At 54.1% G+C, this 24,582-nt stretch carries 21 protein-coding genes; 9 read left to right on the forward strand and 12 right to left on the reverse strand.

Going from position 1 to position 24,582, the window contains the following annotated elements; translation table 11 throughout:
- The first annotated feature begins 87 nt into the window (after nucleotides 1-87).
- From nirB to cysG, 3 genes are all read left to right on the forward strand, one after another.
- Nucleotides 88-2,640 (forward strand): nitrite reductase large subunit NirB, encoded by a 2,553-nt coding sequence (gene nirB, locus ACQZQY_RS03610; RefSeq protein WP_056775326.1) that lies wholly within the window; start codon nucleotides 88-90, stop codon nucleotides 2,638-2,640.
- On the forward strand, nucleotides 2,637-2,987 hold the full coding sequence (gene nirD, locus ACQZQY_RS03615; protein ID WP_431296617.1) for a nitrite reductase small subunit NirD: 351 nt from the start codon (nucleotides 2,637-2,639) through the stop codon (nucleotides 2,985-2,987). The genes nirB and nirD overlap by 4 nt, the downstream gene beginning before the upstream one ends.
- A 75-nt stretch (nucleotides 2,988-3,062) precedes the next feature.
- A complete protein-coding gene (cysG, locus tag ACQZQY_RS03620; protein WP_431296618.1) occupies nucleotides 3,063-4,445 on the forward strand; it encodes a siroheme synthase CysG in 1,383 nt (460 codons plus the stop codon).
- A gap of 107 nt (nucleotides 4,446-4,552) precedes the next feature.
- On the opposite strand, the gene trpS is transcribed toward cysG, so the two are convergent.
- The 11 genes from trpS to pilM form a co-directional block, all read right to left on the reverse strand.
- Entirely contained in the window at nucleotides 4,553-5,569 is a 1,017-nt protein-coding gene (gene trpS / locus ACQZQY_RS03625) for a tryptophan--tRNA ligase (protein ID WP_056775333.1), read from the reverse strand.
- A 1-nt stretch (nucleotide 5,570) separates the two neighbouring features.
- Entirely contained in the window at nucleotides 5,571-6,269 is a 699-nt protein-coding gene (locus tag ACQZQY_RS03630) for a phosphoglycolate phosphatase (protein ID WP_122097304.1), read from the reverse strand.
- Complete coding sequence (rpe, locus tag ACQZQY_RS03635; RefSeq protein WP_122097303.1) at nucleotides 6,262-6,939, reverse strand: ribulose-phosphate 3-epimerase; 678 nt, start codon at nucleotides 6,937-6,939, stop codon at nucleotides 6,262-6,264. Before rpe ends, ACQZQY_RS03630 begins: the two co-directional genes overlap by 8 nt.
- A gap of 51 nt (nucleotides 6,940-6,990) precedes the next feature.
- Complete coding sequence (gene dam / locus ACQZQY_RS03640) at nucleotides 6,991-7,803, reverse strand: adenine-specific DNA-methyltransferase (RefSeq protein ID WP_056775343.1); 813 nt, start codon at nucleotides 7,801-7,803, stop codon at nucleotides 6,991-6,993.
- An 80-nt stretch (nucleotides 7,804-7,883) separates the two neighbouring features.
- Nucleotides 7,884-8,915 (reverse strand): SPOR domain-containing protein, encoded by a 1,032-nt coding sequence (locus tag ACQZQY_RS03645; protein WP_431296619.1) that lies wholly within the window; start codon nucleotides 8,913-8,915, stop codon nucleotides 7,884-7,886.
- 130 nt (nucleotides 8,916-9,045) lie between these two features.
- On the reverse strand, nucleotides 9,046-10,128 hold the full coding sequence (gene aroB, locus ACQZQY_RS03650; RefSeq protein ID WP_056775347.1) for a 3-dehydroquinate synthase: 1,083 nt from the start codon (nucleotides 10,126-10,128) through the stop codon (nucleotides 9,046-9,048).
- Nucleotides 10,129-10,185: 57 nt separating this feature from the next.
- Nucleotides 10,186-10,707, reverse strand: a complete 522-nt coding sequence (gene aroK, locus ACQZQY_RS03655; RefSeq protein ID WP_014333540.1) for a shikimate kinase AroK — start codon at nucleotides 10,705-10,707, stop codon at nucleotides 10,186-10,188.
- A 346-nt stretch (nucleotides 10,708-11,053) separates the two neighbouring features.
- The gene (hofQ, locus tag ACQZQY_RS03660; RefSeq protein ID WP_431297149.1) at nucleotides 11,054-12,316 is read right to left on the reverse strand and encodes a DNA uptake porin HofQ; all 1,263 of its coding nucleotides are present in this window, start codon (nucleotides 12,314-12,316) and stop codon (nucleotides 11,054-11,056) included.
- The gene (locus ACQZQY_RS03665) at nucleotides 12,316-13,161 is read right to left on the reverse strand and encodes a pilus assembly protein PilO (RefSeq protein ID WP_431296620.1); all 846 of its coding nucleotides are present in this window, start codon (nucleotides 13,159-13,161) and stop codon (nucleotides 12,316-12,318) included. Before ACQZQY_RS03665 ends, hofQ begins: the two co-directional genes overlap by 1 nt.
- Nucleotides 13,158-13,730 carry a PilN domain-containing protein gene (locus ACQZQY_RS03670; protein ID WP_431296621.1) on the reverse strand — a complete coding sequence of 191 codons (573 nt, stop codon included), beginning with the start codon at nucleotides 13,728-13,730 and terminating at the stop codon, nucleotides 13,158-13,160. Before ACQZQY_RS03670 ends, ACQZQY_RS03665 begins: the two co-directional genes overlap by 4 nt.
- Nucleotides 13,730-14,569, reverse strand: a complete 840-nt coding sequence (pilM, locus tag ACQZQY_RS03675) for a pilus assembly protein PilM (RefSeq protein ID WP_431296622.1) — start codon at nucleotides 14,567-14,569, stop codon at nucleotides 13,730-13,732. Before pilM ends, ACQZQY_RS03670 begins: the two co-directional genes overlap by 1 nt.
- A 121-nt stretch (nucleotides 14,570-14,690) precedes the next feature.
- Here pilM and mrcA point away from each other — a divergent pair, with 121 nt between their 5' ends.
- Entirely contained in the window at nucleotides 14,691-17,246 is a 2,556-nt protein-coding gene (gene mrcA / locus ACQZQY_RS03680; protein WP_431296623.1) for a peptidoglycan glycosyltransferase/peptidoglycan DD-transpeptidase MrcA, read from the forward strand.
- 96 nt (nucleotides 17,247-17,342) lie between these two features.
- Here the strand turns inward: mrcA and nudE are convergent, their stop codons facing one another.
- On the reverse strand, nucleotides 17,343-17,900 hold the full coding sequence (nudE, locus tag ACQZQY_RS03685) for an ADP compounds hydrolase NudE (RefSeq protein ID WP_056775361.1): 558 nt from the start codon (nucleotides 17,898-17,900) through the stop codon (nucleotides 17,343-17,345).
- Nucleotides 17,901-18,367: 467 nt separating this feature from the next.
- On the opposite strand from nudE, the gene ACQZQY_RS03690 reads away from it, so the two are divergent.
- The 5 genes from ACQZQY_RS03690 to pckA all read left to right on the forward strand — a co-directional run bounded on the left by ACQZQY_RS03690 (nucleotide 18,368) and on the right by pckA (nucleotide 24,510).
- A complete protein-coding gene (locus tag ACQZQY_RS03690) occupies nucleotides 18,368-20,512 on the forward strand; it encodes an intracellular growth attenuator family protein (protein ID WP_183849722.1) in 2,145 nt (714 codons plus the stop codon).
- Nucleotides 20,513-20,620: 108 nt separating this feature from the next.
- The gene (yrfG, locus tag ACQZQY_RS03695) at nucleotides 20,621-21,310 is read left to right on the forward strand and encodes a GMP/IMP nucleotidase (RefSeq protein WP_056775364.1); all 690 of its coding nucleotides are present in this window, start codon (nucleotides 20,621-20,623) and stop codon (nucleotides 21,308-21,310) included.
- Nucleotides 21,311-21,334: 24 nt separating this feature from the next.
- Nucleotides 21,335-21,739, forward strand: coding sequence for a ribosome-associated heat shock protein Hsp15 (gene hslR, locus ACQZQY_RS03700; protein WP_122097296.1), 405 nt, complete (start codon nucleotides 21,335-21,337; stop codon nucleotides 21,737-21,739).
- A gap of 24 nt (nucleotides 21,740-21,763) precedes the next feature.
- Nucleotides 21,764-22,648, forward strand: coding sequence for an Hsp33 family molecular chaperone HslO (gene hslO, locus ACQZQY_RS03705; protein WP_056775370.1), 885 nt, complete (start codon nucleotides 21,764-21,766; stop codon nucleotides 22,646-22,648).
- Between the two features lie 239 nt (nucleotides 22,649-22,887).
- Nucleotides 22,888-24,510 carry a phosphoenolpyruvate carboxykinase (ATP) gene (gene pckA, locus ACQZQY_RS03710; protein WP_431296624.1) on the forward strand — a complete coding sequence of 541 codons (1,623 nt, stop codon included), beginning with the start codon at nucleotides 22,888-22,890 and terminating at the stop codon, nucleotides 24,508-24,510.
- Nucleotides 24,511-24,582: the final 72 nt, after the last annotated feature.

A 24,582-nucleotide genomic window follows, 5' to 3' on the forward strand; every position in this document is an offset into this window, starting at 1 on the left:
GTATATTGGGAGCGGCTTGATTTGCATCAATACCCCCTGTTACGCGCGCGTTATGTTTAGCCTTAGAAAATCAAAATTGAGGCAATTATGAGCAAAGTCAGACTCGCGATTATTGGTAACGGCATGGTCGGCCATCGCTTTATCGAAGACTTACTGGATAAAGCAGAGCCGGGCCAGTTCGAGATCACGGTATTTTGTGAAGAACCGCGCGTGGCCTATGACCGCGTCCATCTCTCCTCCTATTTCTCCCACCATACCGCCGAAGAGTTGTCACTGGTACGCGAAGGGTTCTACGAGAAGCATAACGTCAATGTGCTGATTGGCGAACGCGCCATCACGCTGAACCGCAAAGAGAAAGTGATCCACTCCAGCAGCGGTCGCACGGTGGTTTACGACAAACTGATTATCGCGACAGGCTCCTACCCGTGGGTGCCTCCTATCCTCGGTTCCGACGGCCAGGATTGCTTCGTTTACCGCACCATTGAAGATTTACACGCTATCGAATCCTGCGCCCGTCGCAGTAAACGCGGCGCCGTGGTCGGCGGCGGTTTGCTCGGCCTCGAAGCCGCCGGCGCCTTGAAAAACCTCGGCGTGGAAACCCACGTGGTCGAATTCGCCCCCGGCCTGATGGCTGAACAGCTCGATGTGATGGGCGGCAGTCAGCTGCGCCAGAAAATCGAAAGCATGGGCGTACGCGTCCACACCGCAAAAAATACCAAACAGATTGTTCAGGGTGGCACCGCCGCCCGTAAGACGATGGAGTTTGCCGACGGCACCTTCCTCGAAGTCGATTTTATCGTGTTCTCCACCGGTATCCGCCCGCAGGACAAACTGGCGCGCCAGTGCGATTTAGAGATCGCCCAGCGCGGTGGCATTGTGATTAACGACCAGTGCCAGACCAGCGATCCGGACGTGTACGCCATCGGCGAATGTGCGTCGTGGAATCAGCGGACTTTCGGCCTGGTGGCGCCGGGCTACAAAATGGCGCAAGTCACCGCCGACCATTTGCTGGGTCGCGAAAACGCGTTCACCGGCGCAGACATGAGCGCCAAACTGAAACTGTTAGGCGTCGATGTGGCCGGTATTGGCGACGCACACGCCCGCACGCCGGGGGCACGCAGCTATGTGTACCTCGACGAGAACAAGGCGCTGTATAAGCGTCTGGTGGTCAGTGAAGACAATAAAACGCTGCTCGGCGCTGTGCTGGTGGGCGATACCAGCGATTATGGCAATCTGCTGCAACTGGTGCTGAACAACATTCCGCTGCCGGAAAACCCGGATGCACTGATCCTGCCCGCCCACGCAGGCAGCGGCGGCGCGGTAATCGGCACCGATGCCCTGCCGGAAAGCGCGCAAATCTGCTCCTGCTTCGACGTCACGAAAGGCGACATCATCAAGGCGGTTCAGGGCGGCTGCCACACCGTAGCAGCCCTGAAATCGGCCACCAAAGCCGGGACCGGCTGCGGCGGGTGTATTCCGCTGGTCACTCAGGTGCTGAATGCTGAACTGAGTAAGCAAGGCATCGAAGTGAATCATCACCTGTGCGAACACTTCGCGTATTCACGTCAGGAGCTGTATCACCTGATCCGCGTCGAAGGCATCCGTTCGTTCGACGATTTACTGAATAAATATGGCAAAGGCTACGGCTGCGAAGTCTGTAAACCGACCGTCGGCTCGCTGCTGGCTTCCTGCTGGAATGATTACGTGCTTAAAGCACAGCACACGCCGCTGCAGGACACCAACGACGTGTTCCTCGCCAACATGCAGAAAGACGGCACTTATTCCGTCATTCCTCGTTCACCGGGCGGTGAAATCACACCACAAGGTTTGCAGGCAATTGGCGAAATCGCGGCGGAGTACAATCTTTACACCAAAATCACCGGCTCGCAGCGCATCGGGATGTTCGGCGCGCAAAAAGACGATTTGCCAGCCATCTGGCAGAAACTGATTAACGCCGGGTTCGAAACCGGCCAGGCTTACGCCAAAGCACTGCGCATGGCGAAAACCTGCGTCGGCAGCACCTGGTGCCGTTACGGCGTCGGCGACAGCCTCGGTTTCGGCATCAGCCTGGAACACCGTTACAAAGGCATCCGTACGCCGCACAAGATGAAATTCGGCGTTTCCGGCTGTACCCGTGAATGTTCTGAAGCCCAGGGCAAAGACGTCGGGATTATTGCGACGGAAAACGGCTGGAACCTGTATGTCTGCGGCAACGGCGGCATGAAACCGCGCCACGGTGATTTGCTGGCAGCCGATCTGGATAACGAGACTCTGCTGCGTTATCTCGACCGCTTCATGATGTTCTACATCCGCACCGCCGATAAGCTGCAACGCACCTCGGTCTGGATGGACAACCTTGAAGGCGGAATTGTTTACCTGCGTAAAGTCATCATCGACAACAAACTGGGCCTGAACGATCAGCTGGAAGCCGAGCTGACACGCCTGCGTGATTCAGCCGTATGTGAATGGCAGGAAACGCTGAACGACCCGGCGGCGCAAACCCGCTTTAGCCACTTTATCAACAGCAGCCAGCGTGACCCGAACGTGCAGTTCGTCGGTGAACGTCAGCAACATCGTCCGGCGCGGCCTGACGAACGTATCCCGGTGAAACAACTCGCCGACGGGGAGGAAGTATTATGAGCCAGTGGTTAACGCTTTGTTCTGTTGAGCAGATCTTACCGGGTTGTGGCGTCTGCGCGATCGCGGGCGATCAACAGGTTGCCCTGTTCCGCCCTTACGCTGACGAGCAGATCTTTGCCCTGTCGAACCTCGACCCGTTTGCGCAGGCCAGTGTGCTGTCACGCGGAATTATCGCGGAGCATCAGGGCGAGCTGTGGGTGGCAAGCCCGCTGAAAAAACAGCATTTTCGCCTGAGCGATGGCTTGTGCATGGAAGACGATCAGTATTCGATCCCGGCCTATGACGTGCGCGTGCGCGACGGGAATGTGGAAATCAATACCGCCCGTCTTCAGGCTGAGCGCTGTTAAACTCCGCACCGTCCACGCCGCCTCCGGGCGGCGTTTTTATCTGTTTCGCCACATCCGTTTGATAGAGAAGCGCCCATGGATTACCTGCCCCTCTTTTGTCAGTTAAAAAACAGAGCCTGTTTGCTGGTTGGTGCCGGTGACGTGGCGGAACGTAAAGCCCGCCTGCTGCTGGAAGCCGGTGCAAAACTGACGGTAAACGCCCTCACCTTTACACCGCAATTTCAGATCTGGGCTGATGAAGGCAAAGTCCGCCTGTTGCGCGGCGAATTCTCCCCGCTGGTGGTGGATGAAAAATGGCTGGTCGTGGCCGCCACCGATTCCGATCTGGTGAATCAGGAAGTCAGTGACGCCGCCGAACACCGTCGCGTGTTCTGTAACGTGGTGGATGCCCCGGAACGTGCCAGCGTGATCATGCCGTCGATTATCGACCGTTCGCCGCTGATGATTGCCGTCTCCTCCGGCGGTAATGCGCCGGTGCTGGCGCGCCTGCTGCGTGAGCGTCTGGAGGCTATACTGCCGCTGCATCTGGGCAAACTGGCGCAGGTAGCGGGCGGATTACGCGCACGGGTCAAAAACCAGTTCAGCGAGATGTCCGAACGCCGCCGCTGGTGGGAAAAGTTGTTTAATCATCATCGTCTGGCGCAGTCTCTGGCCAACAACGATGAAGCACAAAGCGCGCAATTTATCGAAGAGCTGTTTAGCGAACCGGTAGATAAACACGGCGAAGTGGTTCTGGTGGGCGCCGGGCCAGGCGACGCCGGATTACTGACGCTCAAAGGCTTGCAGCAAATGCAGCTGGCCGACGTGGTGGTTTACGACCGGCTGGTTTCCGATGGCGTGCTGAATCTGGTGCGCCGTGACGCCGAGCGGATTTTCGTCGGCAAGCGTGCCGGACACCACTGCGTGCCGCAGGAGCGTATCAATGAAATCCTGCTGGAGCAGGCGCAGATGGGCAAACGCGTTGTCCGGTTAAAAGGCGGGGATCCGTTCATCTTTGGCCGTGGCGGCGAGGAACTGGAAGCACTGAAAGCCGCGGGAATCGCGTTTTCCGTGGTGCCGGGCATCACGGCGGCTTCCGGTTGTTCAGCCTACAGCGGCATTCCGCTGACTCACCGTGACCACGCGCAAAGTGTGCGGCTGATCACCGGTCATGCAAAGCAGGACGGCATTCTGGACTGGGCCTGCATGGCGCAAAGCCAGCAAACGCTGGTGTTTTATATGGGGCTGACGCAGGCCGGTGAAATACAGCGCCGTTTACTGGAAAATGGTCTGGCCGCAGAAACGCCCGTCGCCTTGGTGGAAAACGGCACCAGCCAGCAGCAGCGGGTCGTGACCGGCGTGCTGACTGAACTGGGCAATCTGGCAAAACAGGTGCAAAGCCCGAGCCTGATCATCGTTGGTAGCGTGGTAAGCCTGCGGGAAAAACTGAACTGGTTTGCCAGTGAAACGCAGAACTGACAAGCCAGCGCAACGTTGGCTGCATCTTTCACCGATGTTGTAAGGTGTTGAAAGCAAAAAACCACGTCAGGCAGACGTGGTTTTTGTGTTCACCGCGAAGTCAGGGATTATGGCAGCGTAACAAAACCAATCGCTTCATAAGCTTTCTTCAGCGTCACGCTGGCACGGGCGCGGGCTTTCTCAGCACCTTCTTTCATCACCTCTTGCAGGTAAGCTTCGTCGCTGCGGAAGCGGTTAAAACGCTCTTGCACGTCGGTCAGCATGCCTGAAACAGCTTCGGCCACCGCACCTTTCAGATGACCATACATCTGGCCTTCAAATTCAGCTTCCAGCTCTGGAATCGCTTTGCCGGTGACACCGGAAAGGATATCCAGCAGGTTTGAAACGCCCGGCTTATTTTTAATGTCGTAACGGATGACCGGTGGCTCTTCGGAATCCGTCATCGCGCTTTTGATTTTCTTGGTGACCGCTTTCGGATCTTCCAGCAGGCCAATCACGTTTTTACGGTTGTCATCCGACTTGGACATCTTCTTGGTCGGTTCCTGCAATGACATCACACGTGCACCGGATTTAGGAATGAACGGCTCAGGCACGGTAAACACGTCACCGTAAATCGCGTTGAAACGGCTGGCGATATCGCGGCTCAGTTCCAGATGCTGTTTCTGGTCTTCACCGACCGGCACCTGATTGGTCTGGTACAGCAGAATATCGGCCGCCATCAGCACCGGATAATCGAACAGTCCGGCGGTGATACTTTCGCTGTTGGACGTCTCGTAACGCGCTGATTTATCTTTAAACTGCGTCATGCGACCCAGTTCACCGAAATAGGTGTAGCAGTTCAGCGCCCAGCTCAGTTGCGTATGTTCAGGAACATGAGACTGCACGAAGATCGTGCTTTTCTTCGGATCAATACCGACGGCCAGATACAGTGCCAGCGTGTCGAGCGTTGCTTTACGCAGCTTTTCCGCATCCTGGCGCACGGTGATCGCATGCAAATCGACGATGCAGTAAATGCATTCGTAATCGTCCTGCATTTTGACCCACTGACGCAGCGCACCCATGTAGTTGCCAATGGTCAATTCGCCGGAGGGCTGTGCGCCACTAAATACGATGGGTTTACTCATTTTATGCTTCCTGATCTTTTAAAGATGACAGCCCCAAGGTGGGCAGAAGGTCGGCGAAATTCTCCAGTACGCGATCGGGTTTGGTCAGCGCGATAGTTTCACCGTAGTTATAACCGTATGTCATGCCGACGCACGGGCAGCCAGCGGCCTGTGCAGCATGAATATCATTGCGTGAATCACCGACAAACACCATTTCACTGGCACGCAGTCCGAGCAACGCCAGGGTCATATAGACCGGCGCCGGATGCGGTTTTTTTGCCACGACGTCATCGCCGCCAATCACGACGGTGAAATAACTGTCGATACCCAGCGATTGCAGCAAAGGCGCGATGAAAGGCGTCGGTTTATTGGTCACCAGCCCCATTGGCAGCCCCGCCGCGGCCAGTGCGGCCAGCGTCTCTTTGACCTGAGGGTATAAACGGCTGCCGCCTGCGGCGGTACCGGCATAATAGTGATCAAATTTATTACGCACGTTCTGCAGAAATTCTGGCGACATATCGCCTTCGGCCCAGCGGACGGCGCGTTCAACCATGACGTCGGCACCGTTGCCGATCCAGGTGCTGAGGCGCGCAACGCCAGCGGCCGGTAAACCGACATCACGTAACGCCAGATCCACGGCCTCGGCCAGACCCGGCGCGCTGTCGACCAGCGTGCCGTCTAAATCAAATGCCAGACCACGCGCAGCCAGAGTGTCAGTCATGGGAAACCTTCGCCAGCTCGCTGCGCATGTGGTCAATGACGGTGCCGTAATCCGGCTGATTGAAAATGGCTGAACCGGCGACAAACATGTCGGCGCCCGCAGCAGCAATCTCACGGATATTTTCCGCTTTCACGCCGCCATCCACTTCCAGTCGAATGTCGTAACCGCTCGCATCAATAATCTTGCGCACCTGACGCAGTTTATCCAGCGTGCCCGGAATAAAGGACTGACCGCCAAAGCCGGGGTTGACCGACATCAGCAGGATCACATCCAGTTTATCCATCACGTAGTCGAGATAGCTCAGCGAGGTGGCCGGATTAAAGACCAGACCGGCTTTACAGCCGTGGCTTTTGATCAGTTGCAAAGTGCGGTCAACGTGCTCAGAGGCTTCCGGATGGAAAGTAATGTACGTCGCGCCCGCTTCAGCAAAATCAGGCACCAGACGATCCACCGGTTTTACCATCAGATGAACATCGATCGGTGCTGTGATGCCGTAATCGCGCAGTGCTTTGAGGATCGCAGGCCCCATCGTTAAATTCGGTACGTAGTGGTTATCCATTACATCGAAATGTACGACGTCTCCACCCGCAGCCAGTGCCTTTGCCGTGTCTTCACCCAGACGGGCAAAGTCAGCAGACAGAATCGATGGTGCAATCAAAAACTGTTTCATCCGCTTCTCCAAACGATAAGGTTACCTGTTGACTGCGGCGCAAACCGGCAATCAGCGATACAGCGCTAAAAGTTCGTTCACTTTGCTGCGTTGAGCAACATTGCTGCTGATAGTACGACGCGCAGAGACGCGATGCAGTTCCGCTTCTGCGTACCATTCCAGCGTAAGTGGTGTTTCGTGGTTGGAGATCAGCACCGGTACCGCATTCTCATTAGAGAGCTGCTGCGCCAGACGCGCCAGATTGCGCTGATCGTCCATGCTAAAGCTGTTGGTGTGATACGCCGTAAAATTCGCAGTAGCAGAAAGTGGCGCATAAGGTGGATCGCAATAAACCACCGAGCCAGACTCCGCTTTCAGCAACGTGTCCTGATAATGCTCGCACACGAAAACCGCATTTTTGGCTTTTTCAGCAAACCAGTGGAGTTCTTCTTCCGGGAAATACGGTTTTTTATAACGGCCAAAAGGCACGTTAAACGCTCCGCTGAGGTTATAGCGACACAGGCCGTTGTAACAATGGCGGTTCAAATAGAGGAAAAGTACCGAACGACGATAAGGGTCGCTGCTGGCATTGAACTCAGCCCTCAGGACGTAAAAACGATCTGAATCATTATACTCAGGCGTGAAAAGCACACGGGCATCACGCACAAATTCGTCTGTGCGGAGTTTCACAATGTTATAGAGGTTGATCAGGTCGCTGTTGATATCCGCCAGAATGTAGGCGTCATACTCAGTATTCAAAAATACCGAGCCCGCGCCAACAAAAGGCTCAATCAGACAATCTCCCGCCGGAAGATGACGTTTAATGTCATCAATCAGCGGGTATTTGCCGCCAGCCCACTTCAAAAACGCGCGGTTCTTCTTCATGCCGTCAGTTAGCTACTTATACAATTCACAGCCGCGGATTGTACCCTGTTTTTAGACAGCAAATCGCGTTGAGATCAGATTCATTTTTTCAGGTCTTGCTGTACCTGATGTACAGGTTTAACCCACGGTTTTTTCGCCTGAACTTCCGCAGGCAGACTGGCAATAGCACGCTTGGCTTCTGCAGAAGACGCATAGTTACCACTGACCAATACATACCAAGGCTTCCCGTCACGGGCAGTCTGATAAACCAGATAGTTTTTCAAACCTGATTGTTTGGCAAAAGCGTTCAGCGAAGTAGCCTGAGAGGCGCCGCTTAACTGCAGCGTGAAGTGTGAACCAGGTGCAGACTTAATGGCTGATGCGCTGCCTGAAGCCACTGCTGGCGCAGACGCGGCAGGCGTTGACGCTGTCTGGGATTTGGCCGGGTGCGATGCCGTCGCCGCAGGTTTACGCTCAACCGGCTTCGCGGTATGGGCGGTCTGCGGGGTACGGGCGGTTTGCGCCGGACGGGTATGCGTAGCTGAAGGTTGTGAAACGGCCGGCGTCTGAGTACGCGCCGAACCATTGACTGTCGCCGCGGCGGTCGGCAGAGAAGTCAGAGATTGTGCAGCACCATTGGTTGCTGAACCCTGAACCATACTGCCCTGCGCAACACCATCCACCTGATTCTGCTGGGAAGACAATGCATCGCCCATATCACCCGGCAGATCCACACGTTCTTTCTGACCATTATCAGGCAGAGGCTGTGCTTCAGTTGGGGTGGAGGACACTGGCGGTAAACCAATATTCTGCGGCTGCTGGCCATTTGCGGCCTGAGCGGTGTTGTTTTGCGCCTGCGCGGAGGGCTGAGCCGGGGCTGCAGCGTCGTTGCCCGCAAGATTAATGTCTTTCGGACCGTTATTCTGCTGGGTAGCCTGATTCGATGTCGGTGACTTCATCGCAGAGCCGATGCCTACGATCAGCAATACCAGCACCACAATACCGATGCCAATCATGACGTACTGACGGGAAACAGCGACCTTTGGTATGGAAGGAGACGGTTTGCGCGCGCGCGGTGGGCGGCGATCGCTGGTGTCTGGCTTGAGATCGTCTTCCGGTGTTAAATCATCCATCTAAAACCTCCAACCCGGCTAAAAGCCTGAAACAGGCCTCACGCGGAGCAACTATCCTGACTAATAAATATAACGCTTGCTGGGCATTGGTAAAATCGGTCGTTATCTGGCCAAAAAAGTGGCCACAGGTTTAACGGCAATCTTCAATCGAAGCCAGCACCATTTCATGCGATACGCCGGAGCGTACTTCAGACTGTCCAATTGCTTTCGGTAAAACCAGACGCAGTTCGCCAGCCAGTACTTTCTTATCACGCATCATGTGCGGCAAATAGGCGTCGGCTTTCATGACCTGTGGCCCGGTGACCGGTAAACCGGCGCGGGTCAGCAAGGTTTTCACCCGGGCAATATCACCCAGACCGAATTGACCGAGGCGATGGGCGGTATAACACGCCATCATCATGCCTGCGGACACGGCTTCACCGTGCAGCCAGTTGCCATAACCCATTTCAGCTTCAATAGCATGGCCATAAGTATGGCCCAGATTCAGCAAGGCGCGCAGTCCGTTTTCTCGTTCATCGGCAGCGACAACCTCCGCTTTCAGCTCGCAGCAACGTCGGATGCAGTAAGCCAGCGCGTTCATATCCAGCGCCAGCAGAGCGTCCATGTTGTCTTCAAGCCAGACAAAGAAGTCGGCATCCAAAATAATGCCGTATTTGATCACTTCCGCCAGCCCCGATGACATTTCACGGGCAGGTAAAGTGCGCAGACAGTCGAGATCAACCACCACCGACGCAGGCTGATAAAACGCGCCGATCATGTTTTTTCCGAGGGGATGGTTTACCGCCGTTTTACCGCCAACGGAGGAATCGACCTGAGAAAGCAACGTGGTAGGCACCTGAACAAAGCGTACACCGCGTTGATAACTGGCTGCAGCGAAGCCGGTTAAATCACCGACTACGCCGCCGCCAAGGGCGACAAGTGTGGTATCACGTCCGTGCGGCTTTTGGAGCAGCGCGGAGAACACGTCATTGAGAACAGTCAGGGATTTGTATTGTTCACCATCAGGCAAAATCACCTGATCAACACGAACGCCTGCCTGCTCCAGCACTGAACGAATGCCGTCCAGATAGAGAGGAGCGAGGGTTTCATTGGTCACTATCATGACCTGATCGCCTGCCTTTACCGGCATAAAAGAAGCCGGATCGTGGAACAATCCGGCAGCAATCGTAATGGGGTAGCTACGCTCCCCTAACGTTACGGTAATCCTCTCCATGTCGCGCTCTGTAACCTTCTTTAACTGACACCCTCAGGCAATGATAGAAACCAAAAATCAGTTACTTTCCAGCATGTTAATAATCTGGTTGGCGACGACTTTGGCACTTTGATCATCGGTACGAATAGTGACGTCGGCAATCTCTTCATACAAAGGATTGCGTTCTCTCGCCAGTGCTTCAAGCACTTCACGCGGCGGAGCACTCACTTGTAATAATGGACGTTTTTTGTCGCGTTGTGTACGCGCCAGTTGTTTTTCGATGGTAGTTTCAAGATAGACGACAACGCCACGCGCCGACAAACGGTTACGGGTTTCACGTGATTTAACGGAACCCCCGCCAGTTGCCAGAACGATGCCTTGTTTTTCGGTCAATTCGTTGATCACTTTTTCTTCGCGGTCGCGGAAGCCGTCTTCGCCTTCTAAATCAAATACCCAGCCCACATCAGCTCCGGTACGTCGCTCAATTTCGTGATCGGAGTCGAAAAACTCCATATTGAGTTGTTGAGCTAACTGTCGACCAATAGTGCTTTTGCCGGCACCCATAGGCCCAACCAGAAAGATATTGCGTTTCTCTGCCATGTTTTTCGGTATTACTAAGACTATTTCGTTGATGATAACCCGCCCCGCCAATCAAATTAGCGGCGGGACCTAAACTGAAACCTCATGAGCGATAGTGCGAGATCAGAAAAAAATTATCTCAACACTCTTGGTAGTTTGGCAACCGAATAAATCACATTGCACGCCGCAGGAGGGAAACCGTACGTTTTTATCGACGTGTGTGCAGTAAAAAAAGATCACGGTGCTTAATTCGGTAACCCTTGTAAGCTAAATCGACGGCAGCGTCAAACTCAGAAGCCTCTGACGACACAAAAAGTTGCACGTGCTCAAGGTAATTATGCGGTTTAGGTTAACACTTAATACCCGCTTAGCGGGTGCGGATTAAGGTTGGAGTGATGAAAATCACCAACTCACGCCGCTGTTCATTCGTATACTGGTGTTTAAACAAGGAACCTACCACCGGAATATCGCCGAGGACGGGCACTTTTGTATCTGTGTTCTGATTTTTACGTTGAAAAATTCCGCCGAGTACAATCGTTTCGCCATCTTTTACAGTGACCTGGGTTTTAATTTCCTGCTTATCGATCGCCAGCGCTTCACCTTCTGACTGTTTAATGCTCCGCCCCGGCATGTTCTGGCTGATTTGTAATGCCAGCTGGATGCGACCGTCACGCTGAATTTTGGGCGTCACTTCCATACCGAGCACGGCTTCTTTAAATTCGATCGAGGTACTGCCACTCGCACCGCTAGACACCTGATAAGGAATTTCGGTGCCCTGTTTGATACTGGCGGTCTGCATATGCGCCGTCAGCAACCGCGGGCTGGCGATAATATCGACTTTGTCTTCCTGCTCAAGCGCAGTCAACTCGAGATCCAGTATCCGTCCGCTGATGTGCGCCAGATTAAATCCCGCGGTAAATATCGGGTTTTCTACCGGCATCCCCACGCTGAAATTGTTCATACGCACGGCTTTGGTGATCGCCTCTTCCCCCGTGAATCCCCAGCGTACGCCTAATTCCCTCAGGCTTTCGCTATTCATTGTTACGATGTGTGCTGCCAGTTGCACCTGCTGCAAGGGCAGATCCATCTCTTTCACCCACGGCGCAACCACATCCAGCGCTTCTTGAGTATCACGCAATAAAAGTGTGTTGGTGCGCGGATCCGCAGACGCACTGCCCTTTACAGAAAGCAGCGTACCTTTTTGCGCGTTCAGACTCAGTGCCGCCTCTTTGGCATCGGCATATTGCAGCGGCACGGTCAGGCTGAGTACCGGACGTTGATCTTCCTGCTGCTCGGCAGCCTCCCTGAGTTTCTGTTGCTGCAAAAGCGGATCGATTTCAGGTGACACCATCAGCACGTTGCCTTCCAGCTGGCTGGTGAGATGGTTCATGCGCAGGATAATATCCAGCGCCTGCTGCCAGGGCACTTCCCTGAGCTTCACGCTGATCTGCCCTTCAACGCCCGGCGCAGTAATAAGATTGAGCTGCCGGGTATCGGCCAGTGCCTGCAACACCATTTCCACCGGCGCGGTCTGAAACTCCAGTGACACCGGCGACAACTGAGCGGCCTTCGCCGCGCTAAAACACAAACATAACGGCAGCCACCAGGCGGCATAGTTAATCTGTTTCATCATTTTCCTTTCCGTGGAGTGACAATAGGTTGACCAAACCGAAGGGTCTGGCGCTGCTCGCCGCAGCGAATATCGCTGATGCTGAGTTCGATCTTTGACGCACTGAGCGCTTCTACCGTCCATTGCGGCATACCGATCTGCGCGCCTGCTTCTACCTTTATCCAGCCTTCATCCGGCGAGAGTAACCAGCCGGACTGCCGCCCTTCCACCTGCACGATCCCGCCTAAACGCCATGCCGAAGATAGCGCTTCGTCCGCACAAGGCCGGGATGGCGTGGAAGCAAAGGGATCACGCACGGGGAGGCTCGTGGCAACCGCATCGGGAATTTCCGCAGCCTCGGTGGTTTGCGTCAATAAAAGTGATGCCGCAAGACCGTCTTCACCCGCCCGCAGATTCAGTTCACTGAACGCCGGATGCGAAGGTTTTTGCAGCAATGTCTGAAGAAAATGCATCAGCGCACTAAACGACGCGTTCAGATGAAGTTCACCTTGCGGGCCGGGCGCGGGCAACCACTGAACCAGCGTGGCTTGTGAGGTTTTCAGTGGCTGTGAGAATTGCTGATCCAGAGGCAAAATGTCATTTTCTGCCCGCACGTTTTCTTTCAGAGTCTGCTCCAGGCGCGACAGCGGTGATGCCTGAAGCAATATCACCTGGGCATGAGCCACAACCCGCTGCATATCCTTGATCTGCTTCTCCAGATCATTCTGTTGCTGCCACATGCCACTCAACACGCACTGATACAGGATCATCGCCATGCATAACGTTGCACACGTCAGCATTGATGCCAGCTGCCAGCCCGGTTTTTGCATCAGAGGTTCAAGCCGCGCGGCGAAGGAGAACGTCATGGCCGCGCCTCCTGTTTATCCGCTGATAACACGTCGGGCGGCTGACGCAGTTGCATCTTCAGGGTAAAACTCAGCGCCAGACCGGATTGCTGACGTACATCTGCAAGGCTGACGTCACCGAGTAATTCGCTGGCGGCGAGCGTTTCACCAAAAGCCAAAATATCGTGATAAAACCGCCCTTCACCCTTAAGTGTCAGGTGGTTCTGATGCTCAGTCAGTTCACTCAGCCGGAGATCCTCGGGCATATTTTCAGCCAGCAACGTCAGCAGTTGCAGATAGTCCCTGCTTCGCTGCGCCTTCTGCTGGCTTATCAGGCGCTGAGCCATTTGCTCTTTTACCTTTGCTGATGCCGCATCCACACGCCGTTGCTGGAGGGACAGCGCCTGCGAAGCGAGTTTCAGCGCAGCGACATGCTGCAGTAACAGTGTCTGATGCTGTGCCAGAAAAGCAGCACAGATCCAAGAACCCGCCAGCAGCAATCCCGGAAACAGCACCGTCACGTTCAGCCAGAAACGCAGCCGTTTCCGGCCCTGCACCCTGCGCCAGGGCAATAAATTAACCTGTAGCATCAGCAATCCATATGTCGCAGTGCCAGCCCGACGGCGGGAGCAAAAGCGCCGGGGCTGACCGGTAGCGGTGCAGATAACTGACCGATCGCGCTCAGCGGCGACCAGCTTTGCAGTGACGGCGGTGGATTTTCGCCGCTGTAATAGCCTCCGGCTTCACACAACGTCGCCGTGCGATACTGCGTACGGACCCGTTCTGCCAGGGAAGTGTCGGCCTGCGCGTCAGTGTTATCGAATAATCCAAACTGGAACGGCAAACCATGCGGCGAAGCCCAGAGAATGCCATCGTCGAGAGGATGAATCAGCAAGGCGTCACCGGGAAGCCCGGCGGCGTGGGCGGCAACCTGAAGAGCACAGGGGGCAAGTTCGATCACCTGCGGGAAAAGCTGCGCCTGCGCCAGACAGCTCATCCACTGTTCGATTTCCTGCTGCCTGGCAGCGGTGACCACCATCTGATTATCGCCGCACGGGTCTGCGCGATAGTCCATCACCAGATGTTCGATGCTGAGGGGGAACTGTTTCGCCGCATGGGCGAAAATAAAGGCGCTGCGGGCAGGCTCAGGCATACGCACATCAGGCGCGGCCATACGCTGCTGCATGATCCGCTGTGCCGGGAGACTGATTCTGAGTGACAGCGTCGAGGGTAAGGTTTTGCGCCAAAATGATAAAATGGCGATCAGTGGCGCAGTCTCATGTAATATGCCCTCCCGCAACGTGAAATCGGGCAGCGGATGCTGCCACCAATGACGTAATTGCCAGCCATGACGCCGCCTTTGTACGGCGATCGCACGGGCAAAACCGGCTTGAATATCCAGACCTACCTGCCATGCTTGTAGTCGCATTTTCGCCCAATCTCCATATCGTCAAGTAAATAAAAGTACGTATCCATGTTGCAGGCTTGCCTTTATACTACCGCGCGGTTGTTTATAAACTGCCCAATTGACACTAAATGGGAAATCTCAGGTGAAGTTCGTAAAGTATTTATTGATTCTTGCAGTGTGTTGCATTTTGCTGGGAGCAGCCTCGATCTTCGGTTTGTATAAATTTATCGAGCCTCAGCTACCCGATGTTGCCACGCTCAAAGACGTGCGCTTGCAAACACCCATGCAGGTCTTCAGTGCTGAAGGCGATCTGATCGCCCAATACGGTGAGAAGCGCCGTATCCCGCTGAAACTGGGCCAGATCCCTCCGGAAATGGTGCATGCGTTTATCGCCACAGAAGACAGCCGTTTTTACGAGCATCACGGTGTGGATCCGATCGGTATTTTCCGTGCGGCGTCTGTCGCGCTGATGTCCGGTCACGCCTCACAGGGCGCGAGTACCATTACTCAGCAGCTGGCCCGTAACTTCTTCCTGAGCCCAGAACGCACGCTGACCCGTAAAATCAAGGAAGTATTTTTAGCCATCCGCATTGAACAGCTGATGACTAAAGATGAAATCCTCGAGCTGTATCTGAACAAGATTTATCTCGGTTACCGCGCCTATGGCGTGGGTGCTGCTGCGCAGGTGTATTTCGGGAAAGACGTGAGCCAGCTGACACTCAGCGAAATGGCCGTGATTGCCGGTCTGCCAAAAGCGCCGTCAACCTTTAACCCGCTCTATTCACACGACCGTTCTGTTGCACGTCGCAATACCGTACTGGCCCGTATGCTGGATGAAAAATACATCACGCAGGAGCAGTACGATCAGGCACGTGCAGAACCGGTTGTGGCGAACTATCACGCCCCGCACATTGAGTTTTCTGCGCCGTACCTGACCGAAATGGTGCGCCAGGAGATGGTGAAACGTTATGGCGACAACGCTTATAACGATGGCTATGATGTCTACACCACCATCACCAAGAAAACGCAGCTGGCAGCGCAGGAAGCCCTGCGTACTAACGTACTGAATTACGATATGCGCCATGGCTACCGCGGCCCGTCGAATCAGATGTGGAAAGTCGGTGAACCTGCGTGGGATGAAGACAAAATCGTTCAGTCGCTGAAAACGCTGCCGGTCTACGGGCCATTGTTCCCGGCGGTCATCACGTCAATCGACGATGCGCAGGCCACGGCAACTATGTCTAACCGTGCGGTGATCAGCCTGCCGTTTAGCACCATGCGCTGGGCGCGACCTTACCGTAATGACAATGCTCAGGGTCCGACGCCGAAAAAAGTGTCCGACGTGGTTCAGCCGGGCCAGCAGGTGTGGGTGCGTAAAGTGGGTGATGTCTGGTGGCTGGCACAGGTTCCTGATGTCAACTCGGCCATCGTTTCCCTGAATCAGAACGACGGCGCGATTGAAGCGCTGGTGGGTGGATTTGATTTCAATCAGAGCAAATTCAACCGCGCAAATCAGGCTGTCCGTCAGTTGGGTTCGAACATTAAACCGTTCCTGTACACCGCTGCGATGGATAAGGGGCTGACGCTCGCCACTATCCTCAATGACATGCCGATCACCCGCTGGGATGCGGGCGCAGGCCAGGACTGGCGTCCGAAGAACTCCCCACCAACCTACGTCGGCCCTATCCGCCTGCGTCAGGGGCTGGGAGAGTCTAAGAACGTGGTGATGGTGCGTGCGATGCGTGCGATGGGCGTAGATTACGCAGCAGAATATCTGCAGCGTTTCGGCTTCCCGGCCGCCAACATTGTGCATTCTGAATCACTCGCACTCGGTTCTGCTTCATTCACGCCATTACAGGTGGTGCGCGGTTACGCGACGTTAACCAACGGCGGTTATCTGGTGGATCCGTATTTCATCACCAAAATCTTGTCGGAGTCCGGCGAAGTTCTGTTTGAAGCTAAACCGAAAATCGCCTGCCGCACCTGTAATATTCCGGTGATTTATGGTGATACACAGAAATCGGCGGTGCTATCTGATGACAACGTGGAAAACGTTGCCACTTCAGTGAATAACAGCAATAACGCGGTGCCGACGCCGCAGCTTGAACAGGTGCCGCCTAATTCGCCTCAGGTCGATGCACAGCAACAGTACGCGCCACATGTGATCAGTACGCCGCTGTCATTCCTCATTAGTGATGCGCTGAACTCCAACATCTTCGGCGAACCTGGCTGGATGGGCACAGGCTGGCGCGCAGGACGTGACCTGAAACGTCACGACATTGGCGGTAAAACCGGGACAACCAACAGCTCGAAAGATGCCTGGTTCTCCGGCTACGGTCCAAATGTAGTGACTTCAGTCTGGATTGGTTTTGACGATCACCGACGCGATCTGGGGCGTTCGACCGCTTCGGGTGTGATCCCGGATCAGATCTCCGGCGCTGAAGGCGGCGCGAAGAGTGCGCAACCGGCATGGGATGATTACATGAAAGCGGTGCTGGAAGGCGTACCTGAAGAGAAACAAACGCCGCCTCCGGGCATTGTGACGGTCACTATCGATAAGAGCACCGGTAAGTTGTCTGACGGCGGCGGTGGCAGCCGTCCGGAGTACTTCATTGACGGAACTCAGCCGACGGAACATGCGGTGCATGAAGTCGGAACGACCATCATGGATAACGGTCAGGAACACGAACTGTTCTGATGCCTGAGCTGTAAAGCAAAAAAGCCGGTCTGCATAATGCATGACCGGCTTTTTTATTGGCGTTTTTTTGGCTCAAACGCCGCAAAGCCCATTGGGTCAGCGGGCGTTGCGGGTCAGGAAATCATGCGCCAGGAATAACGCGCTGACGTTGCGGGCTTCGCAAAAATCAGGCTGTTGCAGCAGTTCCATCATCCGCGAAATCGGCCAGCGGGTTTGCGGTAAAGGCTCCGGCTCATCACCTTCGAGACTTTTCGGATACAGCGCTTTCGCAATCACAATGTTCATACGGCTGGAGAAATAGGACGGCGCCATCGTCAGCTTTGCCAGTACGTCAAAATGACCGGCACCGTAACCGACTTCTTCCATCAGTTCACGGTTCGCCGCTTCCAGCACACTTTCTCCTGCATCGATAAGCCCTTTCGGAAAACCCAGCTCGTAGCTTTCGATACCGACGGCATATTCATGGATCAGCAGCAGATCGTCATCAATGATCGGCACGATCATCACCGCTTCGCGATCGGAAGGACGCATGCGTTCATAGACACGTTCGGCGCCATTGCTGAACGCCAGATCAACAGATTCGATGGTGAATAAACGCGAACGGGCTACGGTTTCCACCTTCAGGATTTTCGGTTTTTGCAGGTGTTGTGTCATTTCATCCCCAACTTATTATTCACCTGACTGCGGGTGTCGTAATGGGTTCATATGGGTTTCTGAATATTACTATCAGAAAACATTGTGCGTTAATGCAAGCCTGAATCGCAATCTTTACCGCGCATAAGTTCAGCGCAGACGGGTTTATTCACCGCCGAAGCTCGAATTTCACTCCTGATATCGTGCAAAAAAGACCCGTTGTTATGTTCGCGTCACAATTCTGCTGTAACAAAAACACGCACGATTCAAAATAGGATTATACCGATACCCATTAAAGTACAATTGCGGATATCCTTTAGCATGGTATGTTTTGAAAAAAATTTGCGCATAAAAATCAGTCAAATAATGAAAATTCTGTCCGATATCAGGTCGCGCGTAAAAATGTGTATTGGGTTTATGTGTTTTTAAATTATGTATAATACTTTCACAGAGTTGACGTAAGTCACCCACGTCAGAACGGGGATAGGATGAGCACAGTAGTCGTGACACTGGTGTTGTTGTGTATCGCAATCATTGCCACTGGGAGTTTCTTTTGGTTTGCCTTGCGACGCCGCCAACGCGACGAGTCCGTGGTACATTTCCCCACCCCCAGCCAGCGAAAACTTTCGCAACAAGAGCGCGACGCCGTTGAACGGTATTTACGACAAAGCGAAGGCCTGGGACAAACACCGATTACCCACCGTAATAACCTGATTATCCTGCGCGATAAACTCATCCTGACCACCAAAAGCGAAAACGTCTACAGCCTCAAGCGCGCGATTACCCGCTACGGGGTCGCCAGCGAAGAGACCAACAGCGGACGCTACTTCCTTGATACCACCGAAATTCACCTGCCGCCTTTCTGGGAACAATACATTGCCCAGGAAAATCAGGTTGAGCTGATCAAAACGCAGTCTATGCCGCTGGTCATCTCCCTTAACGGGCATTCGCTGGTCGATCACGTCTATGAAGGCCCGGCGCCGGTTTCTACCGTGCTGCCTTCGCAGCCGCAAAATGCCTCGATCCGCCATGAAGAAAGTGAACATATCGAACTGGTAAAAGTGCGTCGTGAAACCCGTGAGGAACACGCACTTACCCGCTCCAGCGGCGTGAAAGAGGCGCTGGCCATCTCCGGCGTTTTATTGCTGCTGTTTATCACCCTGCTCAGCCCGGTGGTGTTCCTGCCGTGGTTACTGACGCTGGCGGCGGTGCTTACTGCCTGGGTAGGCTGGCGGGTCGTCTCCGAACGTTTAGGTAAAAACCGCAAGGAAATCCATTGCCTGCGGGGATTACCTAAACGCTGGGGTCTTTTTGGTGAATCCAAACAGGGTGATATCAGCAATATTTCACTCGGTACGGTTGATCTGATTTATCCGCCGCACTGGCAGCCGTTTATTGGCCGTGACCTGGGTCAGCCGACAGATATCGAGCTGTACATGAACAGCCACGTGGTTCGTCAGGGCAGCTATTTGTCTTTACACGACGAAGTGAAAAAATTCCCGTTGCAACTGTGGGGAAAGAATCTGGTGCTGGCGACCAGCGCTTTCCTGCTGCTGCTCATGCTGCTGGTGTACGTACCGCTCGGACTGCCGCTCAAACTCAGCATGGCGTGGCTTCAGGGTGCGCAAAGTGCGCAGGTGAACAGCGTGCAGGATCTGGAAAAAACGGCGCTGCGCGTCGGCGACACGCTGAAAGTTCAGGGCACGGGGATGTGCTATGTAGCGCCATCGGGCAGCCGCAGCGCATCGGGTTTCATGCCATTCGACTGTTCCGGTATTTACTGGAACAACGCCGCGCCGCTGCCGGTTCCGCAGTCAGAAATTATTGATGCCGCCACCGCACTGCAAACGACGGTCAACAATCAGATGCATCCGGGTGAAAATCTGGAGCAGAACATCAACCCGCAACTGGCGACCGCGATTGAAAAATCCGGCATGATCCTGCTCGATGATTTCGCCGATATCGTGCTGAAAACCGATGCGCTGTGCGGAAACAAATCAAACGAGTGTGTGCGCCTGAAAAATGCGCTGGTGAATCTGGGCAATTCAAATAACTGGAGCATGCTGGTGAAGCGTGCAAAAGCGGGAACATTGCAGGGAATCAACGTTCTGCTGCGGCCGGTCAGCGCGCAGTCATTGAGTGAACTGGTCAACAACGCCACGTCTTCTTTCTTCCTGCAGGAAACCCGCCGCGCCGCTGACAGCCTGAACAGCCCACCTCCGGGCGGATTCCTGATCAGCAATGACGAAGGCCGTCAGCTGGTCGAACAGCCGGTGCCGCCGGTCGGGTTGTTCGGTAATCCGCCACAGGATCAGTGGAAACAGCTGCAAACCCTTTCCGCGATGTTGCTGCACACACCGTTCAGTGCGCAGGGTGTGATCACCAGCATCAGCATTGATGCCAACGGCACGCGTCACATTTCATTGCACAGTGAGCCGGATATCTCGACGCTGTGGCGCTATCTGGGCACCAGCGTCCTGCTGTTCTTGCTGCTTGGCGTGCTGCTGGTGAATACGGTGCTGTTTATCCGTCGCTTCATCAAAGACAAGCGCCGCATCGACGATATTGAACAGTATTACAACGCCAGCTTTCACCCGACATTGATGCCTGCCCCCACGCATACGCTGAACTGAATCCCAGGGTGGCTCTGCGCCGCCCTGAGAGAATATGGTATTCTGGCCCTTCCCTGCTTGCGTTTAACCTCTCCTGCCATGCTCCGGCACGCAGGACATGGAGTTTTCATGCCTCTTGATCTCGACTGGAACAATATCGATACCGTTTTACTGGATATGGACGGCACGCTGCTGGATCTGGCTTTCGACAGTCAGTTCTGGTTACAGGACGTGCCGGCAGCACTCAGCCTGCAACGTGCAATCCCGCTGGAAAATGCCCGCCAGATCATTCATGACGAATACCTGGCCGTTCAGCACACCATGAACTGGTATTGCTTTGATTACTGGAGCGAGAGGCTGGATCTGGACATCTATCAGATGACCACAAACATCGGCAAAAATGCGCGCTTACGCGAAGATACGGTGCCGTTCTTGCGTCATCTGCGGGCGAGCGGTCGCGAAACTATTTTGCTGACTAACGCGCATCCCCACAGTCTGTCAGTTAAAATTGAACACACCGGTTTGGATCAGCACCTTGATTTATTACTTTCCACCCACACATTTGGTTATCCAAAGGAAGATCAACGTTTGTGGGCTGCCGTGCAGCAGCAGACCGGTTTTAACCCCGGCAGAACCCTGTTTGTCGATGACGGGGAACCGATCCTGAATGCGGCAAAAACCTTTGGTATCCGCTATTGTCTGGGTATAGAAAATCCGGATTCGAGCGGGGCAAATAAGTCATTCCAGGGACACCCTTCCATCAATGACTACCGCGACCTGTTGCCTTCGATTCACCCCGTAACAGGCCCGGCTCAGTAGTTCCGGTACGTTTCAGGGGGAGAGATGAAAGGTAAAAAGGAAGAGGACGATAACGCAGTACGTCTCGATAAATGGCTGTGGGCGGCTCGTTTTTATAAGACCCGGGCACTGGCACGCGAGATGATTGACGGCGGCAAGGTGCATTACAACGGCCAGCGCGGGAAACCCAGCAAGCTGATGGAACTGAATGCCGAAATCACCCTGCGTCAGGGAAACGATGCAAAAACGATCATTGTGCTGGGGCTGACCACTCAGCGTCGCAGTGCGGAAGAAGCGCAAACGCTTTATCAGGAAACCGAGGCCAGCATTGCCAGCCGGGAGAAAATTTCTCAGGCGCGGAAGATGAATGCGATGCCCCATCCGGACCGACGTCCGGACAAAAAGGAACGCCGCAACCTGATCAAATTCAAATATGGCGATGCGGAATAAACACCGCCAAACAGAGAGAACGTTATGTCAAATCACGACCAGTTACACCGTTACCTGTTCAACCATCACGCTGTGCGCGGCGAACTGGTTTCACTCCATGAGACGTTCCGGCACATCGTAGCGGGTCACGACTACCCGGCTGAAGTCCGTAATTTACTGGGCGAAATGTTGGTCGCCACCAGCCTGCTGACGGCCACTCTGAAATTTGATGGCGATATCACCGTACAACTGCAGGGTGATGGCCCGCTGAAACTGGCGGTGATCAACGGCAATAACCGACAGGAATTGCGCGGCATTGCGCGTTTACAGGGTGACATCGCCGAAGGCAGTTCCCTGAAAGAGATGATTGGTAACGGCTACATGGTGATCACCATTTCTCCAAACGTGGGCGAACGTTACCAGGGCGTTGTCGGGCTGGAAGGTGAAAATCTGGCTGAGTGCCTGGAAAACTATTTCATGCAGTCTGAACAGTTGCCGACACGTATTTTCATCCGTACGGGCGAAGTTGAAGGTCAGCCCGCGGCTGGCGGCATGTTGTTGCAGGTTCTGCCCGCTGAAGAGACGGACGCGGAAGAGTTCAGCCATCTGTCACAGCTGACGACCACCATCAAAGCTGAAGAATTGCTGAATTTGCCGGCTAACGAAGTGCTTTATCGTCTGTATCATCAGGAAGAAGTCACTCTGTATGAACCGCAGGACGTATGTTTCCGCTGTACCTGTTCGCGTGAACGCTGCGCCGGTGCGCTGATGACGCTGCCAGATGAAGAGATCCTCGAAATGCTGGAAGAAGACGGCAAAATCGAGATGCACTGTGATTATTGCGGTTCAGATTATGAATTTGACGCCATGGACATGGCGACGCTGAAGGCAAGCGGCAATGTTATTTCGGGAAATGATAACGTTCATTAATTGTTAACTCATTAAACTAAAGGGACTTTCTGTTGAAAGTCCCTTTTTTATTGCTTCCTCATAACTTCATTGCACAATTTGTTAGTTTTCCATCACATTTCCAGAAGAAAATTCACATCTCCGGTTATTCTTTGAGAGCTATCGCTGTTTGACCGCCATAAATACCTACAATTACCGCTGGTTTATCCCTAAAGACGCTGACGCTTTAGGGGTTCTACGTTCAGGTAAGGAGCAGGGAAATGCCAACCACTCTCGGGATCAACGCCGAAACACTCGCCCGCTACGGGATCCATCAAAGCAGTCAAATCGTCTATAACCCTGATTACGAGACTCTTTTCAATGAGGAAACCGCACCAGGCCTTGAAGGCTTTGAGCGCGGACAGGTGACAGAACTGGGTGCAGTGAACGTCGATACCGGCATTTTCACCGGCCGTTCCCCAAAGGATAAATACATTGTCCGCGACGACACCACGCGCGATACCTTGTGGTGGGCAGATCAGGGCAAAGGCAAAAATGACAATAAACCGTTGTCGCCTGAAGTCTGGTCTTCGCTGAAAGCTTTAGTCAGCAAGCAATTGTCTGGAAAGCGTTTATTCATCATCGATGCCTTTTGCGGTGCAAACGCCGATTCCCGCCTGAAGGTGCGCTTTATTACTGAAGTCGCCTGGCAGGCTCACTTCGTCAAAAACATGTTTATCCGCCCGCAGGAGACTGAGCTGGAGAACTTCGAGCCTGACTTTATTGTCATGAACGGCGCGAAATGCACCAACCCGGACTGGCAGAAGCAGGGCCTGAATTCTGAAAACTTCATCGCGTTTAATCTTACCGAGCGCATTCAGCTTATTGGCGGCTCGTGGTACGGCGGCGAGATGAAGAAAGGCATGTTCGCGGTGATGAATTACCTGTTGCCGTTGCAGGGCATAGCGTCAATGCACTGTTCCGCCAACGTCGGTGAAAAAGGTGATGTGGCGGTATTCTTTGGCCTTTCAGGCACAGGAAAAACCACATTGTCCACCGACCCGAAACGTCAGTTAATTGGTGACGATGAACACGGCTGGGACGATGATGGCGTGTTTAACTTCGAGGGAGGTTGTTACGCAAAAACCATCAAACTCAGCAAGGAAGCGGAGCCGGAAATTTTTGGTGCGATAAAACGCGATGCGTTACTGGAAAATGTCGTGGTCAGCGAAGACGGTAAGATCGACTTCGATGACAACAGCAAAACTGAAAACACCCGCGTTTCATACCCGATTTATCACATTCAGAATATCGTGCAGCCGGTGTCCAAAGCAGGTCACGCCAGCAAAGTGATTTTCCTGACCGCCGATGCCTTTGGCGTTTTACCTCCGGTATCCCGACTGACGGCTTCGCAGACGCAATACCATTTCCTGTCTGGTTTCACCGCCAAACTGGCGGGTACAGAGCGCGGCGTCAATGAGCCGACGCCGACCTTCTCCGCCTGCTTTGGTGCCGCTTTTCTGATGCTGCACCCGACGCAATACTCCGAAGTGCTGGTCAGGCGCATGGAAGCGGTTGGCGCTCAGGCCTATCTGGTCAATACCGGCTGGAACGGCACCGGTAAGCGTATTTCGCTGAAAAACACCCGCGCCATTATCGACGCCATCCTCAATGGCACAATTGACGACGCAGAAACGTTTACGCTGCCGCTGTTTAATCTGGCCGTGCCGGTTGAGCTGCCGGGCGTCGATACCCAGATTCTGGATCCGCGCAATACCTACGCCAGCCGTGAACAATGGCAGGAAAAAGCTGAGCATCTGGCCCGGTTATTTATTGATAACTTCGACAAATATACCGATACGCCTGCGGGTGCCGCCTTGGTCAGCGCCGGGCCGACGCTTTAATCTGTCGATATTCACCTTTCAGGCGCGGACTTCCGCGCCTTTTTTATTGCAACCGGCCCGGCGGCATTTCAG

The organism is Rahnella sp. PAMC25559, from assembly GCF_050632365.1.
Lineage (GTDB): Bacteria > Pseudomonadota > Gammaproteobacteria > Enterobacterales > Enterobacteriaceae > Rahnella > Rahnella rivi.

What these genes read in the sequence shown, in the direction of transcription:
- nirB (WP_056775326.1), top strand. Translation starts at nt 88, where the DNA reads ATGAGCAAAGTCAGACTCGCGATTATTGGTAACGGCATGGTCGGCCAT.
- nirD (WP_431296617.1), top strand. Translation starts at nt 2,637, where the DNA reads ATGAGCCAGTGGTTAACGCTTTGTTCTGTTGAGCAGATCTTACCGGGT.
- cysG (WP_431296618.1), top strand. Translation starts at nt 3,063, where the DNA reads ATGGATTACCTGCCCCTCTTTTGTCAGTTAAAAAACAGAGCCTGTTTG.
- trpS (WP_056775333.1), bottom strand. Translation starts at nt 5,569, where the DNA reads ATGAGTAAACCCATCGTATTTAGTGGCGCACAGCCCTCCGGCGAATTG.
- ACQZQY_RS03630 (WP_122097304.1), bottom strand. Translation starts at nt 6,269, where the DNA reads ATGACTGACACTCTGGCTGCGCGTGGTCTGGCATTTGATTTAGACGGC.
- rpe (WP_122097303.1), bottom strand. Translation starts at nt 6,939, where the DNA reads ATGAAACAGTTTTTGATTGCACCATCGATTCTGTCTGCTGACTTTGCC.
- dam (WP_056775343.1), bottom strand. Translation starts at nt 7,803, where the DNA reads ATGAAGAAGAACCGCGCGTTTTTGAAGTGGGCTGGCGGCAAATACCCG.
- ACQZQY_RS03645 (WP_431296619.1), bottom strand. Translation starts at nt 8,915, where the DNA reads ATGGATGATTTAACACCGGAAGACGATCTCAAGCCAGACACCAGCGAT.
- aroB (WP_056775347.1), bottom strand. Translation starts at nt 10,128, where the DNA reads ATGGAGAGGATTACCGTAACGTTAGGGGAGCGTAGCTACCCCATTACG.
- aroK (WP_014333540.1), bottom strand. Translation starts at nt 10,707, where the DNA reads ATGGCAGAGAAACGCAATATCTTTCTGGTTGGGCCTATGGGTGCCGGC.
- hofQ (WP_431297149.1), bottom strand. Translation starts at nt 12,316, where the DNA reads ATGAAACAGATTAACTATGCCGCCTGGTGGCTGCCGTTATGTTTGTGT.
- ACQZQY_RS03665 (WP_431296620.1), bottom strand. Translation starts at nt 13,161, where the DNA reads ATGACGTTCTCCTTCGCCGCGCGGCTTGAACCTCTGATGCAAAAACCG.
- ACQZQY_RS03670 (WP_431296621.1), bottom strand. Translation starts at nt 13,730, where the DNA reads ATGCTACAGGTTAATTTATTGCCCTGGCGCAGGGTGCAGGGCCGGAAA.
- pilM (WP_431296622.1), bottom strand. Translation starts at nt 14,569, where the DNA reads ATGCGACTACAAGCATGGCAGGTAGGTCTGGATATTCAAGCCGGTTTT.
- nudE (WP_056775361.1), bottom strand. Translation starts at nt 17,900, where the DNA reads ATGACACAACACCTGCAAAAACCGAAAATCCTGAAGGTGGAAACCGTA.
- ACQZQY_RS03690 (WP_183849722.1), top strand. Translation starts at nt 18,368, where the DNA reads ATGAGCACAGTAGTCGTGACACTGGTGTTGTTGTGTATCGCAATCATT.
- yrfG (WP_056775364.1), top strand. Translation starts at nt 20,621, where the DNA reads ATGCCTCTTGATCTCGACTGGAACAATATCGATACCGTTTTACTGGAT.
- hslR (WP_122097296.1), top strand. Translation starts at nt 21,335, where the DNA reads ATGAAAGGTAAAAAGGAAGAGGACGATAACGCAGTACGTCTCGATAAA.
- hslO (WP_056775370.1), top strand. Translation starts at nt 21,764, where the DNA reads ATGTCAAATCACGACCAGTTACACCGTTACCTGTTCAACCATCACGCT.
- pckA (WP_431296624.1), top strand. Translation starts at nt 22,888, where the DNA reads ATGCCAACCACTCTCGGGATCAACGCCGAAACACTCGCCCGCTACGGG.